The sequence below is a fragment of the Amycolatopsis vastitatis genome (assembly GCF_002234595.1).
In the GTDB taxonomy this organism is placed as follows: Bacteria; Actinomycetota; Actinomycetes; order Mycobacteriales; family Pseudonocardiaceae; genus Amycolatopsis; species Amycolatopsis vastitatis.
This window is the reverse complement of sequence record NZ_NMUL01000016.1, coordinates 277,871-292,608: the sequence shown is the minus strand read 5'-3', so window position 1 is coordinate 292,608 and position 14,738 is coordinate 277,871. Positions and strand designations below refer to the sequence as shown.

Annotated in this window: 14 protein-coding genes; 8 read left to right on the top strand and 6 right to left on the bottom strand. The window is 71.5% G+C overall.

Features of this window, described 5'->3' with window-relative positions:
- Positions 1–4 precede the first annotated feature (4 nt).
- Positions 5–1,336, bottom strand: coding sequence for a carboxyl transferase domain-containing protein (locus CF165_RS19505; RefSeq protein ID WP_093948955.1), 1,332 nt, complete (start codon positions 1,334–1,336; stop codon positions 5–7).
- Positions 1,329–2,753 (bottom strand): acyl-CoA synthetase, encoded by a 1,425-nt coding sequence (locus CF165_RS19500; RefSeq protein ID WP_093948954.1) that lies wholly within the window; start codon positions 2,751–2,753, stop codon positions 1,329–1,331. Before CF165_RS19500 ends, CF165_RS19505 begins: the two co-directional genes overlap by 8 nt.
- Before the next feature lie 99 nt (positions 2,754–2,852).
- Here CF165_RS19500 and tsaB point away from each other — a divergent pair, with 99 nt between their 5' ends.
- Genes tsaB through CF165_RS19480 form a run of 4 tightly spaced genes read left to right on the top strand, consistent with a single transcriptional unit; the run spans position 2,853 to position 5,986 of the window.
- Positions 2,853–3,533, top strand: coding sequence for a tRNA (adenosine(37)-N6)-threonylcarbamoyltransferase complex dimerization subunit type 1 TsaB (tsaB, locus tag CF165_RS19495; RefSeq protein ID WP_093948953.1), 681 nt, complete (start codon positions 2,853–2,855; stop codon positions 3,531–3,533).
- Entirely contained in the window at positions 3,530–4,009 is a 480-nt protein-coding gene (gene rimI, locus CF165_RS19490; protein ID WP_093948952.1) for a ribosomal protein S18-alanine N-acetyltransferase, read from the top strand. The genes tsaB and rimI overlap by 4 nt, the downstream gene beginning before the upstream one ends.
- Positions 4,009–5,055, top strand: coding sequence for a tRNA (adenosine(37)-N6)-threonylcarbamoyltransferase complex transferase subunit TsaD (tsaD, locus tag CF165_RS19485; RefSeq protein WP_093948951.1), 1,047 nt, complete (start codon positions 4,009–4,011; stop codon positions 5,053–5,055). The genes rimI and tsaD overlap by 1 nt, the downstream gene beginning before the upstream one ends.
- Before the next feature lies 1 nt (position 5,056).
- Positions 5,057–5,986 (top strand): glycoside hydrolase family 5 protein, encoded by a 930-nt coding sequence (locus tag CF165_RS19480; RefSeq protein WP_093948950.1) that lies wholly within the window; start codon positions 5,057–5,059, stop codon positions 5,984–5,986.
- Positions 5,987–6,005: 19 nt separating this feature from the next.
- Here the strand turns inward: CF165_RS19480 and wecB are convergent, their stop codons facing one another.
- From wecB to CF165_RS19465, 3 genes are all read right to left on the bottom strand, one after another.
- Positions 6,006–7,157 (bottom strand): non-hydrolyzing UDP-N-acetylglucosamine 2-epimerase, encoded by a 1,152-nt coding sequence (wecB, locus tag CF165_RS19475; protein WP_093949017.1) that lies wholly within the window; start codon positions 7,155–7,157, stop codon positions 6,006–6,008.
- Positions 7,158–7,251: 94 nt separating this feature from the next.
- The gene (locus CF165_RS19470) at positions 7,252–7,431 is read right to left on the bottom strand and encodes an LAXTG motif-containing small protein (protein ID WP_093948949.1); all 180 of its coding nucleotides are present in this window, start codon (positions 7,429–7,431) and stop codon (positions 7,252–7,254) included.
- 11 nt (positions 7,432–7,442) lie between these two features.
- Positions 7,443–8,213 carry a choice-of-anchor protein CoaP gene (locus tag CF165_RS19465; RefSeq protein ID WP_093948948.1) on the bottom strand — a complete coding sequence of 257 codons (771 nt, stop codon included), beginning with the start codon at positions 8,211–8,213 and terminating at the stop codon, positions 7,443–7,445.
- Between the two features lie 361 nt (positions 8,214–8,574).
- On the opposite strand from CF165_RS19465, the gene xrtP reads away from it, so the two are divergent.
- Entirely contained in the window at positions 8,575–9,084 is a 510-nt protein-coding gene (gene xrtP / locus CF165_RS19460) for an exosortase P (protein WP_143268615.1), read from the top strand.
- Positions 9,081–10,457 (top strand): XrtP-associated glycosyltransferase, encoded by a 1,377-nt coding sequence (locus CF165_RS19455; protein WP_093948947.1) that lies wholly within the window; start codon positions 9,081–9,083, stop codon positions 10,455–10,457. Before xrtP ends, CF165_RS19455 begins: the two co-directional genes overlap by 4 nt.
- 24 nt (positions 10,458–10,481) lie before the next feature.
- Here CF165_RS19455 and CF165_RS19450 read toward each other — a convergent pair whose 3' ends face one another.
- The gene (locus CF165_RS19450) at positions 10,482–12,371 is read right to left on the bottom strand and encodes an N-acetylmuramoyl-L-alanine amidase (RefSeq protein ID WP_093948946.1); all 1,890 of its coding nucleotides are present in this window, start codon (positions 12,369–12,371) and stop codon (positions 10,482–10,484) included.
- A 288-nt stretch (positions 12,372–12,659) separates the two neighbouring features.
- Between CF165_RS19450 and groES the strand changes: the two genes are divergently transcribed.
- Positions 12,660–12,953 (top strand): co-chaperone GroES, encoded by a 294-nt coding sequence (gene groES / locus CF165_RS19445; protein ID WP_004559922.1) that lies wholly within the window; start codon positions 12,660–12,662, stop codon positions 12,951–12,953.
- A gap of 98 nt (positions 12,954–13,051) precedes the next feature.
- Positions 13,052–14,665 carry a chaperonin GroEL gene (gene groL, locus CF165_RS19440; RefSeq protein ID WP_093948945.1) on the top strand — a complete coding sequence of 538 codons (1,614 nt, stop codon included), beginning with the start codon at positions 13,052–13,054 and terminating at the stop codon, positions 14,663–14,665.
- Positions 14,666–14,738 lie beyond the last annotated feature (73 nt).

Sequence of the window (14,738 nt, the reverse complement as noted above, 5' to 3'; positions counted from 1 at the left end):
TGTTCTAACCCTGTTTCTCACTCACGACCGCCCGCGCCACCCCCAGGTCCACCAGGTCCTGGGGCCGCAGGTGCAGCTGGTCGGCGATAGCGGGGACCTCCGAAGCCGGGCGCTTCAGGATCGCCGCCGCGGCTTCCGGGGACGTCACCGAGAAGTACGCGTCCGGCGCGACCCACGTCGACTCCGCCGCGGCGAACGCCAACGCGCCGCCTGAACCGCCTTCGCCGATCACCAGCGTCGTCACCGGGACCGAAGCCGTCGCGACCGCCTCGAACATCTCCGCGATCGCCCCGCCCGCGCCCGCCTGCTCGGCGGCCGCGTCGTTCGCCGCGCCCGGGGTGTCGACCAGCGTCAGCACCGGGATCCCCAGCCGTGACGCCAGCTTGACCAGCCGCGCGGCCGTGCGGAATCCCGACGGCAGCGTCGGTGTGCCGCACTGTGCCGCGTAGGCGATCGTCCGCCCGTCACGCCAGCCGAAGCCGCACGCGACCCCGGGATCGAGCCCGCCGACGCGGTCGCCGCTGATGTCCTCCCGCCAGTCGAAGTACGCGTCGAGGTACTCCGCCGCCCGGGCCCGCGACGGTGACCGCGCCGCCTGGACCGCCTCCCAGCCCGTCGAAGGCGGCGAAACGGGTCGTAGCGCGGAAGGCGGCGGAGCGGCGGCCGACGAATGCGCCGTCAGCAGCCGCAGCCACCGTTCCAGTGCCGGGCCGAGTTCGCCGGGAGAGACGATCGCGTCGACCTGACCCCACTCGAGCTTCGCTTCCGCGGTGTAGGCCTCCGGCGCTTCCGGCGGCCGCACGCGTGACCCGGCGAACCCGACCTGCGCCTCCGGCAGCGCCAGGATGACGTCGGCGCCCGCGCCCAGCGTCGCCCAGCCGCCGCCGGTCGTCGGGTCGCGCAGCACCGAGATCCGGGGGACGCCCGACGCCCGCGTCAGCGCCGACGCCCGCGCCACCCGCTGCAGCTGCATCAGGGCACGCATGCCCTGCTGCATGCGGCTGCCGCCGGTCGAGATCAGCGACACCACCGGCAGCCGCGCGTCGCGGGCGTGGGCGAACGCCGCTTCGATCCGGTCGCCGGTGCGCTGCCCGAACGACCCGCCGAGGAACCCGAACTCGAAGGCGATCAGCACGGCTTCGACGTCGCCGATCTTCGCCGTCCCGCAGACGACCGACTCCTTCTCGCCGGTGCGCTGTTCCGCCGCGGCACGGGCGGAGCGGTAGCCCGGCCAGCGGATCGGGCCGTCGGCCGGTTCTTCGCGCAACGGCGTGGGGAACTCCGCGAAGCCGTTCGAAATCGCGGCGAGGACCTCGCGGGCCGGCTGCCTAGGCACCGAGCGCCCGCTTCATGACCTTGCCCATGTCGTTGCGCGGCAACGCGTCCAGGTACCGGACGACCCGCGGGCGCTTGTGCGGCGCGAGGAGCTTCGCGACGTGGTCGGCGAGCTCCTCGGCGGCCGGTGGCTCGCCGGACGGCACGATCCACGCCACGATCCGCTCGCCGAGGTCGTCGTCCGGCTCGCCGGTGACGGCCGCCTCGGCGACGCCCGGGTGTTCGAGCAGCGCGTTCTCGATCTCGCCCGCGCCGATCTTGTAGCCGCCGCTCTTGATCAGGTCGGTCGCCTTGCGCCCGACGATCCGGATGTACCCGTCGGCGTCGCGCGTCGCCATGTCGCCGGTGCGGAACCAGCCGCCGTCGAACGCGGCCGCGGTCGCGTCCGGGCGGTTGAGGTACTCGGTGAACAGGTTGGGGCCGCGCACCTGGATTTCGCCGACCGCGTCGACGTCGTCGATCACTTCACCGGCGTCGCCGACGAGCCGGAGTTCCACCCCGCGCAGCGGCACGCCGACCGTGCCGGGCTTGCGCTCGCCGTCGGCGCGGACGCTCGTGTTCATCAGCGTCTCGGTCATGCCGTAGCGCTCGACGACCTGCTGACCGGTCGCCTCGGTGATCCGCTGGTGGTCGCGCACCGGCAGTGCCGCGGACCCGGAGACCAGCAGGCGGGCGCCCCGCAGCGCGCCGGCGAGTTCGGGGTTTTCGCCGACTTCGCCGGCGATGCGGTGGTACATCGTCGGCACGCCGAACAGCATCGTGGCGCCGTTCGCCAGCTCCCGCGCGACGCCGTCGGTCGAGAACCGGCCGAGGTGACGCACCGAGCCGCCACGGCGCAGCGGGCCGAGGATACCGAGGATCAGCCCGTGCACGTGGAACAGCGGCAGCGCGTGCACCAGGACGTCGCCGCCGGTCCAGCCCCACGCGTCCTCGAGGGCGTCCAGAGTGGTCGCGAGCGCGCGGCGGGGAAGGACCACGCCCTTCGGCGGCCCGGTGGTGCCCGAGGTGTAGACGATCAGCGCGGGCGTCTCGGGGTCCGGCTCTTCCCACGTCCCGGCGTCGCCGCCGGTCAGCGGGATGTCACGGCGGGGGAGCGCGGCCAGGCCCTCGGGCAGCTCGGCGCCCGGCTCGGCCAGGACGAGGGCCGGTTCGCAGTCGGACAGGATGTGCGCGAGCTCGCGTTCGCCGATCTTCGGGTTGAGCGGCACGGCCGCGACCCCGGCGAGCAGGGCGGCGACGACCGCGACGCTCGTGTGCACGGTCGGGGTCGCCCACACCGCGACGCGGTCACGCGGCAGCTCGCGGGCGAGACCACCGGCGACCGCGGCCAGCTCGGCATAGGTCAGCGTGTGGTCGCCGAAGCGCAGGGCTTCTTTGGCGGCGCCGTCGCCGAGCTTGGGGAACAAGGGGTCGGGCACCGCGGGGACCTCCCAGTGTCGGACTCGAGCAGCACGTTACCGCGCGGATCGATCCCCTGCAGCAAGCAGCCGTAGGCGCTGGTCGTAGGCTGGGACACCGTGTTGGTACTGGCGATCGATACTTCGACCCCGGCGGTGACCGCGGGTGTCGTCGCGCTGGACGGCGACCGGGTCGAGACACGCGGTGAGCGCGTCACGGTCGACGCCCGCGCCCACGGTGAGCTGATCACCCCGCACGCGCTGGCCGCCGCCGAAGCCGCCGGAGTGTCCCTGAAGGACCTCGACGCGATCGTCGCCGGTGTCGGTCCCGGGCCCTTCACCGGCCTGCGCGCCGGGATGGCCACCGCCGCCGCGCTCGGGCACGCCCTCGGCCTCCCGGTGTACCCGGTCTGCAGCCTCGACGCACTGGCCGCCGATGTCACCTCCGCTGACGTCACGGCCGAGGACAGCGCTTTCCTCGTCATGACCGACGCGCGCCGCCGCGAGGTCTACTGGGCCGCCTACGACGCCGATGGGCAGCGCACCGACGGCCCGCACGTCCAGCGCCCCGCCGACGTCGAGACCGACGTGAAGGTGGCGGCCGGGGACGGTGCCCTCCTCTACGGCGCCGTGCTCGACGTCCAGCCGATCGAGCCGCGCTTCCCCTCGCCCGCCGGGCTGGTGAAGGCCGCTCGGAGCGCCTTGCTCGCGAAGGAACCGCCCGCGCCGCTGACGCCGTTGTACCTGCGCCGTCCCGACGCCACCGAGCCCGCGGCGCCGAAACGGGTGACCGCCCCGTGAGACTCGAGCCGCTGCGCCGCAGGGACATCGCCCGGTGCGTGGAGATCGAGCAGATCCTCTTCCCGGGCGACGACCCGTGGAGCTCCCGCGCCTTCCACTCCGAGCTGGACGCGGGCAACTTCTACCTCGCCGCGCGCCCGGACGAGGGTGACGAGCTCCTCGGCTACGCCGGGCTGGCCGTCGTCGGGCGCCGCCGCGGCGAGTACGAGGCGACCGTGCACACCATCGGCGTCGCGCCCGAGTACCAGGGCCAGGGCATCGGCAAGGCGCTGCTGCGGGCGCTGCTCGAGCGGGCCGACGAGTTCGAGGCACCGGTGTTCCTCGAGGTCCGCACGGACAACACGACGGCTCTCGGGCTGTACGAGAGCCACGGCTTCGAACGGCTCGGCATCCGGAAGCGCTACTACCAGCCCTCCGGCGCCGACGCGTACACGATGGTCCGCCCGGCGCGGGCGCGAGACGAGGTAGCAGGCTGATGTCACGCATCATCATGGGCATCGAGAGCTCGTGCGACGAGACCGGCGTCGGCCTGGTCCGCCTGCACGACGACGGCGCGGTCGAGCTGCTGGCCGACGAGGTCGCCTCCAGTGTGGAGCAGCACGCCCGCTTCGGCGGCGTGGTGCCCGAGGTCGCCAGCCGCGCGCACCTGGAGGCGATGGTCCCGACCACGGAACGCGCCTTCGAGAAGGCCGGGCTCACCCTGTCCGATGTGGACGCCATCGCGGTGACCGCCGGGCCGGGCCTGGCGGGCGCGCTGCTCGTGGGCGTCTCGGCGGCGAAGGCGTACGCGACGGCGCTGGACGTGCCGCTGTACGGCGTCAACCACCTGGCCGGGCACATCGCGGTGGACACGCTGCAGCACGGCCCGTTGCCTGCGCCCTGCCTGGCCCTGCTGGTTTCGGGCGGCCACACGCAGCTGCTGCGCGTCGACGACATCGCGTCGTCGATCACCGAACTGGGGTCCACAGTGGACGACGCGGCGGGGGAGGCGTACGACAAGGTCGCGCGCGTCCTCGGCCTGCCCTACCCGGGCGGCCCGCCGATCGACAACGCGGCCAAGAACGGCGACCCGGCGGCGATCGCGTTCCCCCGCGGCATGACGGGCCCGCGCGACGCGAAGTTCGACTTTTCCTTCTCCGGCTTGAAGACGGCGGTGGCCCGCTGGGTCGAAGGCGCGGCTCGCCGCGGCGAGGAGATCCCGGTGGACGACGTCGCGGCGTCGTTCCAGGAGGCCGTCGCGGACGTGCTGACCGCGAAGGCGATCCGCGCGGCGAAGGAGCAGGGAATCGGCACGATGGTGATTTCCGGTGGCGTGGCGGCGAACTCGCGGCTGAAGGAGCTGGCGGCCGAGCGCTGCGCGGCGGCGGGGATCGAGCTGCGCGTCCCGCGCCCGCGGCTGTGCACGGACAACGGCGCGATGATCGCGGCACTGGGTGCGCACGTGGTGGCGGCGAAGCGCCCGACGGCGGCGTTGGACTTCAGCGCGAACCCGGCGTTGCCGGTCGAGGTGGTCTCGCTCTGACATGAACCGGGGGCTGGGGCGGGGAATCAACTTCGGCAACGCGCTCGACGCGTTGGGTGACGGTCCGGAGCTGCCGCTCGACGAGCGGTATTTCGACGAAGTGGCCGAGGCCGGTTTCGACACCGTCCGACTGCCGGTCCGGTGGTCGGCCCACGCGGAGGCCGCCCCGCCGTATTCGATCGATCCGGCCTTCTTCGAGCGCGTCGACGCCGGTGTGGACGCGGCGCTCCGCCGTGGTCTGAACGTCGTGGTGAACGTCCACCACTACCACGAATTCTGCGCCGAGCCGGAGGAACACCGGCCACGCTTTCTCGCGCTGTGGCAGCAGATCGCGGCACGCTACGCCGACCACCCCGGCAGGCTCTGCTTCGAGCTGCTCAACGAGCCGCGCGGACACCTCACGGCGGCCCGGTGGAACGTCGTCCTGGCCGAGGCACTCGCCGTCGTCCGTGCGGTGAACCCGGAACGCACCGTGATCATCGGGCCCGCCGAGATGAACGGCCCCGAAGCGCTGAACGAGCTGTCCGTACCCGACGACGACCACCTGATCGCCACGATCCACTACTACGCCCCGTTCGAGTTCACCCACCAGGGCGCCGGATGGGTCGAGGGTGCGGACCGATGGCTCGGCCGTACCTGGGGGAACACCGCAGACGAGAACGCCGTACGCGATGAGCTGGCCGAAGTCGCGGCGTGGAGCCGGGACCGGCGGATTCCGCTGTTCGTCGGCGAGTTCGGTGCTTTCTCCGGGGCCGACATGGCTTCTCGCGCGCGGTGGACGACCTTCGTCCGGGCCGAGGCCGAGCGGCTCGGGATGAGCTGGGCCTACTGGGAGTTCGGCACGGACTTCGGCGCCTTCGACCTGGACCTCGCCGCCTGGCGCGAGCCGCTGCGGCGGGCGCTGCTCGGCGACGGGAATTCCCCGCGCTGAAGAGCGCCGGGCCGGGGACTCAGGAAGCCGCGACCTCGCGCCGGGCCGCGGACGCCACCCCGAGCAGCTCCTCGATCGCCGCCACCGCCAGGACCGCCGCATTGCCGTCGCCGTAAGGGTTCCCGACCTGCGCGGGACGCAGCTCACCACTCAGGATCCGGGCCGCCGTGTCGGCGATGCGGGCGGTGCCCGTCCCGACGAGCCACGCGCACCCGGCCTCGACGACCTCAGCCCGCTCGGTGACGTCCCGCAGCACCAGCACCGGGGTGCCGAACGTCGGGGCCTCCTCCTGGATGCCGCCCGAGTCCGTCAGCACCAGCGACGCCAGCCGCAACGCGCGGACCAGGTCCGGGTACTCCAGCGGGTCCGTGACCGTCACGCGCGGCAGCCCGCCCAGCGTCGCCTCGACCTGGCCGCGGACCTGCGGGTTCGGGTGGGCCGGGAACAGCACCTGGACGTCCGGGTGCTCGGCCACGATCAGCTGCACCGCGGCCAGCGTCCGCTCGAGCGGTTCGCCCCAGGACTCGCGGCGGTGCGACGTCACGAGCACCAGCCGTTCACCCGCCTCCGCGATCTCCATCTCCAGCAACGCCAGCGCCGTGTCCCGCGCCGGGACGTCACGGGCCGCGACCTCCAGCACCGCGTCGACGATGGTGTTGCCGGTGACGGCGATCCGTTGCCGCGCAACGCCTTCCGTGCGCAGTGCCGCCGCCGCGCCGAGGGTCGGCGCCAGGTGCAGGGCGGCGATCCGCGACACCATCTGCCGCGCGCCCTCCTCCGGGAACGGCGCCGCGAGGTCGTGCGTGCGGAGCCCGGCTTCCAGGTGCACCACCGGGACGCCCAGCCAGAACGCGGCCAGCGCGCCCGCGAGCGTCGTCGTGGTGTCGCCCTGGACGACCAGTGCGGCCGGGGCGTACCGGCGCAGCACGCCGTCGAGCGCGGGCAGCTGGCCGGCCACGAGCTCCGCCTGGCTGCCGGTGACGCGCGGTGGCACGTCAAGCCACTCGTCCACGGCCAGGCCGAACGGTTCCAGGGCCTGCTCGACCATGCCCGCGTGCTGGCCGCTGTGCACCAGGACCGGCCGCAGCACCGGATGCCTGTCCAGCGCCAGCGCGAGCGGCGCGAGCTTGAGCGCTTCCGGCCGGGTCCCGGCCAGCACCATCACATCCACCGTGCGGTGCTCCTTCTCCACATAGTCGAGTATCCAGGAAATGTCCCCCGATGGGCCGCCGGCGTGCGAGGGGCGCACGCCGACGGCCCGTGTCTCAATCCCGCGCCTGGGAGAGACGGCGGTTGCGGCGGTGGACGGCGATCAGCGCGCCGGTCCCGAGCAGGACCAGGAGCACGCCGACGGCCAGCCACCACCCGATGTCGGCGCCGGTGGCGGCGAGGGTGCCGACCCCGCCCCCGGCCACGCCGACTCCGGCGCCCGGCATCTTGTACATCCGGACCTCGCTCAGGCTCGCGCGGAACGACGGCGGAGGAGGCGCGTGCCCGCCGGCACCGCGACGGCGCCGAGCAGGCCGAGCCCGATCCACAGGCCCGCGCCGGACGCCAGCGGCATCGGCGGCGCGGCCGGCCCGCAGGTCGCCGACGACACGATCACGTCACCCGAGCCGAGGGCCTTGAGGCCTGCGCCGAGCAGCTTCACGTGGACGGCGTTGACCGTGAGGCTGCCGTCCTTGTTCTCGATCTGCTCGTTCAGGATGATCGTCGCGACGTTGACCGGGCCGAGGCCCACCTTGATCAGCGTGTTCGGCGCCGGGGCGGCATCGACGGCACCGATGCTGCCGAGGTTCGCGCCGACCAGCTTCGTGCTGCCTTCGACGCCCTTCTGCGTCGCGGTGCAGACCGCCTCGACGAGCTTGATGCCGACGTCGCCGAGGGCCGGCTTGAGCAGTGGCAGCCCGACGTCGGCGGTGCTCGCCTTCGCCGTCACCGCACCGGAGTTCTCGTCGCGCTTGGCCTCGGTGTTGACCGCGCCGGCCTTGAGGATGCCGGTCAGGTCCACCTTCGCGAGGCTGCTGCTGGTCGGGCCGGCGGTGTTCGCGGCCGCGAACGGGCCCGCCTGCACCGCTTCCTGGCCGAGCAGCTTGACGTCGACCTTGACGCCGTACGCGGACCCGTCGCCGGGGGCCGCCGACGCGGGGGCCGCGCCGGCGAGCACGACGCTCGCCACGACCGCGGCGAGCAAGCCGCCACGGCGCACGAGGGAGCTCTTCTTCAACTGATCCTCCGAATTCGCTGGATTTATCGGGGGGTGCGTGACGGCGGCGCGGATCGAACCGGCTTTGCCTCGAACTCGGCACGCGGATCGACTATCGCGAAGAGCGGCGCGAATAGCACTCGATATTTCCCGAATCACCGGATCGGGTATGGCCTGCCGACGTTTTCGCAGGTCGCGTTCGACGTCACTCGAACGGCGTAACAAGTTCGATGAAGTTCCCGCCGATTGGGGCGGCGTTTCCACCCTGCCGAGTGGAAACGCGCGGCACACATGTCCTACGCTCGCCCGGGGTCCGCAGCTTGATCGAAGAATCGACAGCGAGAGGAACGTCGTGGCCGTAGCGAGCGCTCCGAACTCAGGAATGGCACGGTTTCCGCTGGTCGTGGCGTTGAGTGCGCTGGCGGCCGCGGGTGTCGTGGTGGTGCTGGCCGAGCGGTTCTACCGCGAACTGGAAGTGCGGCTCGCCGGGGCGATCCTCGATCTGTTCACTACATCGGGTGTTTATGTCGCCCCCGATCGGGAGTCCGTTTACTTTGGGTTGACCAGTGCTGCTCCATTCGGGTTGAGAATGACGCCGGAATGTTCTTCGGCGTTCCTTTTGCTCCCGCTGTTCGTTGTGACGATGGTCATGATGTACTTCCGGCCTTCGAATGCGCGGCGGCTCTTCTTTTCGCTCGGTATTTCCGCTGTCGTCGTCGTACTGGTGAACCAGTTGCGCATTCTCACGATCGTCGGTCTCGTGCACTGGTTCGGCACCGACGAGGGTTACTACTGGGGCCACACGCTGCTCGGCTCGATGGTCAGCGTGTTCGGCGGCGCCGTCTCGATCGTCCTGTTCGTCTGGCTGGCCACCCGGAAGAAGAACGCATGAGCGTCAAGGTCCTGCTGGCGATCACGCAGGCGTTCGCGCTCACGATGAGCGTGGCGTTCCTCGTCTACGTGGTCGTGATCGTGGTGCCCTACCTGCGCCGCAAGCCCGCCCCGGTCGGCGACCCGGACGGCTTCACCTGGCACTTCTTCGTGCCGTGCCGCGACGAGCAGACCGTCATCCGCGAGACCGTCCGCTATCTGCGCACGACGTTCCGCAGGGCGCACGTCTGGGTCGTCGACGACGACTCGGAGGACCGCACCGCCCGCGTCGTCCGGATGCTGTGGCGGCGTCACGGCGGCTACGACCCGTACCTGCACCTGGTGCCGCGCACGCGGCCCGAGGCCAGGACCGGCAAGGGTGACGCGCTCAACGCCGCCTACCGGGCGCTCGACGACTGGATGGGCCCGGACGCCTCGCGCGGCGATGTCGTCGTGGTGGTCGTCGACGCCGACGGCCGCCCGGCGCCGAACTGCCTCGAAGTCTGCGCGGCGGACCACCTCTTCGGCGACCCGGGGGTCGGGGCCGTGCAGCTGGACGTCCGGATGGGCAACGCCGGAACGCCGCCGCCGTCGCGCAACCCGGTCGGCCGCTGGTTCGGCCTCAAGCTCGCCCAGCTGCAAGACCTGGAGTTCCGGACGGCGATCGCGGCGATCCAGACGTCCCGCGGGTTCACCGGCACGATCTCCATGGGCGGCAACGGCCAGTTCACCCGCCTCGCCGCGCTGGACTCGATCGCGGGCGGCGACGAACAGCCGTGGCGCGGCTCGCTGCTGGAGGACTTCGAACTCGGCGTCCACCTGCTGACGGCGGGCTGGCGCACCGGGTTCACCCCGGATTCCCACGTGTCGCAGGAAGGTCTGTACAGCCTGCGGCGGTTCCTCGTGCAGCGCACGCGGTGGGGCCAGGGCACCATGCAGTGCGCTCGCTACCTGCGGCGGATCTGGGATTCCCCGCACGTCAGCACGCTCGGCGCGGCGGAGATGATGTACTACCTCGCCCAGCCGTGGCTGCAGCTGCTCGGCTCGCTGCTGTACCCGATCCCGTTCGTGCTGCTCGTGGCAGGCACCGCGGGCGACCCGGCGCGGATGTGGACGTGGTTCACCGGCGGCGCCTGGATCCTGTTCGCCATCTACGGCTCGTTCGGGCTGCTGCCGTTCCTCGTCTGGGGCCCGATCTACCAGCTGAAGTGCTTGCGCAGCAGGAACATCCTGCGCGGACTGGGCATGGGTCTCGCCTACGCGGCGTACATCTACACGTTCTACGTGACGTCGTGGCGCGCGTTGTTCCGCCTGGTGCGCGGCCGCAACGGCTGGGCGAAGACGCGCCGCAACACCGAACAGGCGGCCGGGGCGAAGGTCGCGCTCGACGCGTGAGCGCGACCTCCGCCTGCCGTCCTTCTAGAACGCCGGGAGGATCCGGACGTCGTCCGCCTTGACGAACGCGATCCGGTGCCCGAACTGGATCTGGACGTACTTGAGCTTGCCCTTGACCACCACGTGGTCGGCCACGTCGAACGTCACCGCGTAGTAGTACTCCGAGCCGACCGTCCCGGCCGAGGAGTACTTCTGGCCCGCGGCCAGTGTGTACGGCAGCGGCGTGATCGCCTGCACCGGCACGTTCGCCGGGTAGGCCTCCGGTTCCGGGTAGGCGCGCCCGTACACCGGCACCGACGCGAGGCCGGGCTTCGGCGTCACGACCCAGCCGATCGCGGGCTTCGCGACACGGGCGTTGCGCGGGTTGTGGAACCAGCCCTTCTGCCCGAGGTACCAGATCGCCGTCCAATCGCCACGAACGTCGGCGACGGCGTACTGCTGCCCGGTCGCGACGCGGCTGCCCACGTCGGCGACGTCCATTGTGGACGCCGTGCCGTCGGGGTGGAGGCCGGCGTCCTTCAGCAGCGGCGAGGTCTCACTGGGCTCCGAGTGCAGCACGACAGCCTCGGAACCGCGCGGCGCGCACGGCTGGCCGGCGGCGGCGCAGCCGGTGAACGCGGGCTGGTTCTTCGCGAAGTCCGGGTCGATGGTGACCAGCGACGAGCCGGGCAGCCCGAACCCGCCGAGCGGCGCGCCGAGGAGGTCGAAGTAGTGCGACCAGTCCCAGTAGGGGCCCGGGTCCCAGTGCATGCCCTTGATCGTGGCCGGGGTCGTGCCGGGCACGTTGTCGTGGCCGATGATGTGCGCCCGGTCGAGCGGGATGCCGTACTTGCGCGCGAGGTAGCCCACGAGCTTCGCGCTCGAGCGGTACATCGCCTCGGTGTACCAGGTGCCCTTGGCGGCGAAGCCTTCGTGCTCGATGCCGATGGACTTCGCGTTGACGTACCAGTTGCCGGCGTGCCAGGCGACGTCCTTGGTCGGCACGTGCTGCGCGATCAGGCCGTCGTTCGAGCGGATGGTGTAGTGCCAGCTCACGTACGTCGGGTCCTGGGCGAGCTTCAGGACGCTGTCCCAGTAGCCCTCGGTGTCGTGGATGACGATGTGGTCGATCTTCTGGCTCTCGGGCCGGTTCGCGAGGTCGTGGTTGCCGTAGTCGTCCTTCGGCAGCTGCTGGTACGGCGCGGGGACGGACTCGCAGGCGACTCGCCGGGGGCATTCGACGCCGGCCGGGTTCCCGCCGTGCGGCGGCGGCGTGAGACCGGGCGTCGCGGCGAGCGTGACCTGCTGGCCGTCGTCGGTGGTGCGGGCCACACCGCCGGCCATGGTGTCGAAGACCTCGTCGGCGAAGGTCTGCGCGGCGGTGACGTCCGCGGAGCCGCTGTAGCGCGTGACGGCGTCGTACCAGTCCTGAGCGCCGCCGCCGCTGGTCTTGCCGAGGTCCCGCTGGTACCGCGCGAGCAGGGCGGCGCCGCCCCGGATGTTCTGGGTCGCGTCGGTCCGCAGGGTCGCCGCGTCGGTCTTCAGAAGCTGCGCGGCCTGGTCGGCGGTCTGCAGCGCGGGCGGCGGCGCGGCGGGCTCGGCCTGGGGGTGCAGCGCGGGGCGAGCGTCGTCGCCGCGCGGATCCTCGGTGCCTTCGTCGTGGTGGCTGGTCGCCACCCCGGCTTCGCGCAGGTCGGTGAGGTGCATCGGGCCGTAGCCGGCGGAGGTGCTGGGCGTACCGGCGTTGGAGTCCCACCGGGACTCCAGGTAGGAGACGCCGAGCAGGACGTTCTCCGGAACGCCGAACTCGCTCGCGGCGGCGGCGAAGTCGCGCTGCCGCTGACTGCTGGTGTCGGCGTGCGCCGGAGCGGCGAGACCGGTGAGAAGAGCAACGGCGGCGGCGACGGCCGCCGTTCTCGGGACAGGGCGGGACATGGGCATAAACCCCCAGGGTTCAGGTGCCAGACGTGAGCACCTAACCAGAAACTCACCGCAGGGGTAAGAGCTCGCCGGGTGGGCCGGCCGCCGCCGGGCCAAAGCGGCCGGTCAGGCCGCCTGCACGGGCGTTTCACACGCCCGAGTGCACCCTCCTTGCACGACTGGCACTCACGTGGCTAGAGTGCTAATCGCACGGCCCGACAGCCCCGGCACCCGCGACGGCGGGGGTGGTAGAGCCGTAACCACATCCTGCCAACGCTTTCGACGACCGTGGAGGTCAACCCGGTGAGCGTGAACATCAAGCCGCTCGAGGACAAGATCGTTGTCCAGACGAGCGAGGCCGAGGAGACGACCGCTTCCGGCCTCGTCATCCCCGACACCGCCAAGGAGAAGCCCCAGGAGGGCAAGGTTCTGGCCGTGGGCCCGGGCCGGATCGACGACAAGGGCAACCGTGTCCCGCTCGACGTGAACGTCGGCGACGTCGTCATCTACTCCAAGTACGGCGGCACCGAGGTCAAGTACAACGGTGAGGACTACCTCATCCTGTCCGCCCGCGACGTGCTGGCCGTCATCAACTGACGTCCGCTCGCAGCGCATGACGCCCCGGGCCCCGCACAAGCCGGGGGACGGGGCGTTCGTGCGTTTTCGACCCCATCGAAAGGTAAGCGGAACACGCTATGCCCAAGCAGATCAAATTCGACGAGGACGCTCGTCGCGCGCTGGAGCGCGGGGTGAACAAGCTCGCCGACGCGGTCAAGGTCACCCTCGGCCCGCGGGGTCGCCACGTCGTGCTCGACAAGAAGTTCGGCGGCCCGACCATCACCCTCGACGGCGTGACCGTCGCTCGTGAGATCGAGCTCGACGACCCGTTCGAGAACCTCGGTGCGCAGCTCGCCAAGAGCGTCGCCACCAAGACCAACGACGTCGCCGGCGACGGCACCACGACCGCGACCGTGCTCGCGCAGTCGCTGGTGAAGGTCGGCCTGCGCAACGTCGCGGCCGGCGCCAACCCGTCCTCGATCGGCCGCGGCATCGAGGCCGCCGCGGAAAAGGTCATCGAGATCCTCAAGGCCAAGGCCACCCCGGTCAAGGGCCGCGAGAACATCGCCCAGGTCGGCACCGTGACCTCGCGTGACGCGAACATCGGCGCCCTGCTGGGCGAAGCCGTCGAGAAGGTCGGCGAAGACGGCGTCATCACCATCGAGGAGTCGTCGACCCTGGCGACCGAGCTGGTGATCACCGAGGGCGTCCAGTTCGACAAGGGCTTCCTCTCGGCGCACTTCGCGACCAACCCGGAGGAGCAGAAGGCGATCCTCGAGGACGCCTACATCCTGCTGGTCCGCGAGAAGATCTCGTCGCTGGCGGACCTGCTGCCGGTGCTCGAGAAGGTCGTCGAGGCCAAGAAGCCGCTGCTCATCATCGCCGAGGACGTCGACGGCGAAGCGCTGTCCACCCTCGTGGTGAACTCGCTGCGCAAGACGATCACCGCCGTCGCGGTCAAGGCGCCGTTCTTCGGCGACCGCCGCAAGGCGTTCCTGGACGACCTCGCGGTCGTCACCGGTGGCGAGGTCATCTCCGCGGAGATCGGCCGCAAGCTGTCCGACGTCGACCTCGGCGCGCTGGGCAAGGCCCGCCGGATCGTCGTCACCAAGGACGACACCACGATCGTCGACGGTGACGGCACCAAGGACGCCATCGCCGGGCGGGTCGCGCAGATCCGCAAGGAGATCGAGACGACCGACTCCGACTGGGACCGCGAGAAGCTGCAGGAGCGGCTCGCGAAGCTGGGCGGCGGCGTGGCGGTCATCAAGGTCGGCGCGGCCACCGAGACCGAGCTGAACGAGCGCAAGCACCGCATCGAAGACGCCGTGGCTTCGACCAAGGCGGCCGTCGAGGAGGGCATCCTGCCCGGCGGCGGTTCGGCGCTGGTCCACGCGGTCAAGGAGCTCGAGGGCGGCCTGGGCCTGGAAGGCGACGAGGCCACCGGCGTGCGCATCGTCAAGGACGCGCTGACGGCCCCGCTGTTCTGGATCGCGACCAACGCGGGCCACGAGGGCGCTGTCATCGTCAACAAGGTGCAGGAGCTGGGCTGGGGCCACGGCTTCAACGCCGCCACCGGCGAGCTGACCGACCTGCTGGCCGCCGGCATCGTCGACCCGGTCAAGGTGACCCGGTCCGCAGTGGCGAACGCCGCCTCCATCGCCCGGCTGGTGCTGACCACGGAGTCGTCCGTGGTCGAGAAGCCGGCCGAGGAGGAGCCCGCCGCGGCGGGCCACGGCCACTCGCACTGATTCCGACGGGAACGGGGCGGTACTCCCTCGGGAGTGCCGCCCCGTTCCCGTGCTCCGAGCAGCACGGAGGGCG

What these genes read in the sequence shown, in the direction of transcription:
- tsaD (WP_093948951.1), top strand. Translation starts at nt 4,009, where the DNA reads ATGTCACGCATCATCATGGGCATCGAGAGCTCGTGCGACGAGACCGGC.
- CF165_RS19480 (WP_093948950.1), top strand. Translation starts at nt 5,057, where the DNA reads ATGAACCGGGGGCTGGGGCGGGGAATCAACTTCGGCAACGCGCTCGAC.
- CF165_RS19470 (WP_093948949.1), bottom strand. Translation starts at nt 7,431, where the DNA reads ATGTACAAGATGCCGGGCGCCGGAGTCGGCGTGGCCGGGGGCGGGGTC.
- xrtP (WP_143268615.1), top strand. Translation starts at nt 8,575, where the DNA reads ATGGCACGGTTTCCGCTGGTCGTGGCGTTGAGTGCGCTGGCGGCCGCG.
- CF165_RS19455 (WP_093948947.1), top strand. Translation starts at nt 9,081, where the DNA reads ATGAGCGTCAAGGTCCTGCTGGCGATCACGCAGGCGTTCGCGCTCACG.
- CF165_RS19450 (WP_093948946.1), bottom strand. Translation starts at nt 12,371, where the DNA reads ATGTCCCGCCCTGTCCCGAGAACGGCGGCCGTCGCCGCCGCCGTTGCT.
- groL (WP_093948945.1), top strand. Translation starts at nt 13,052, where the DNA reads ATGCCCAAGCAGATCAAATTCGACGAGGACGCTCGTCGCGCGCTGGAG.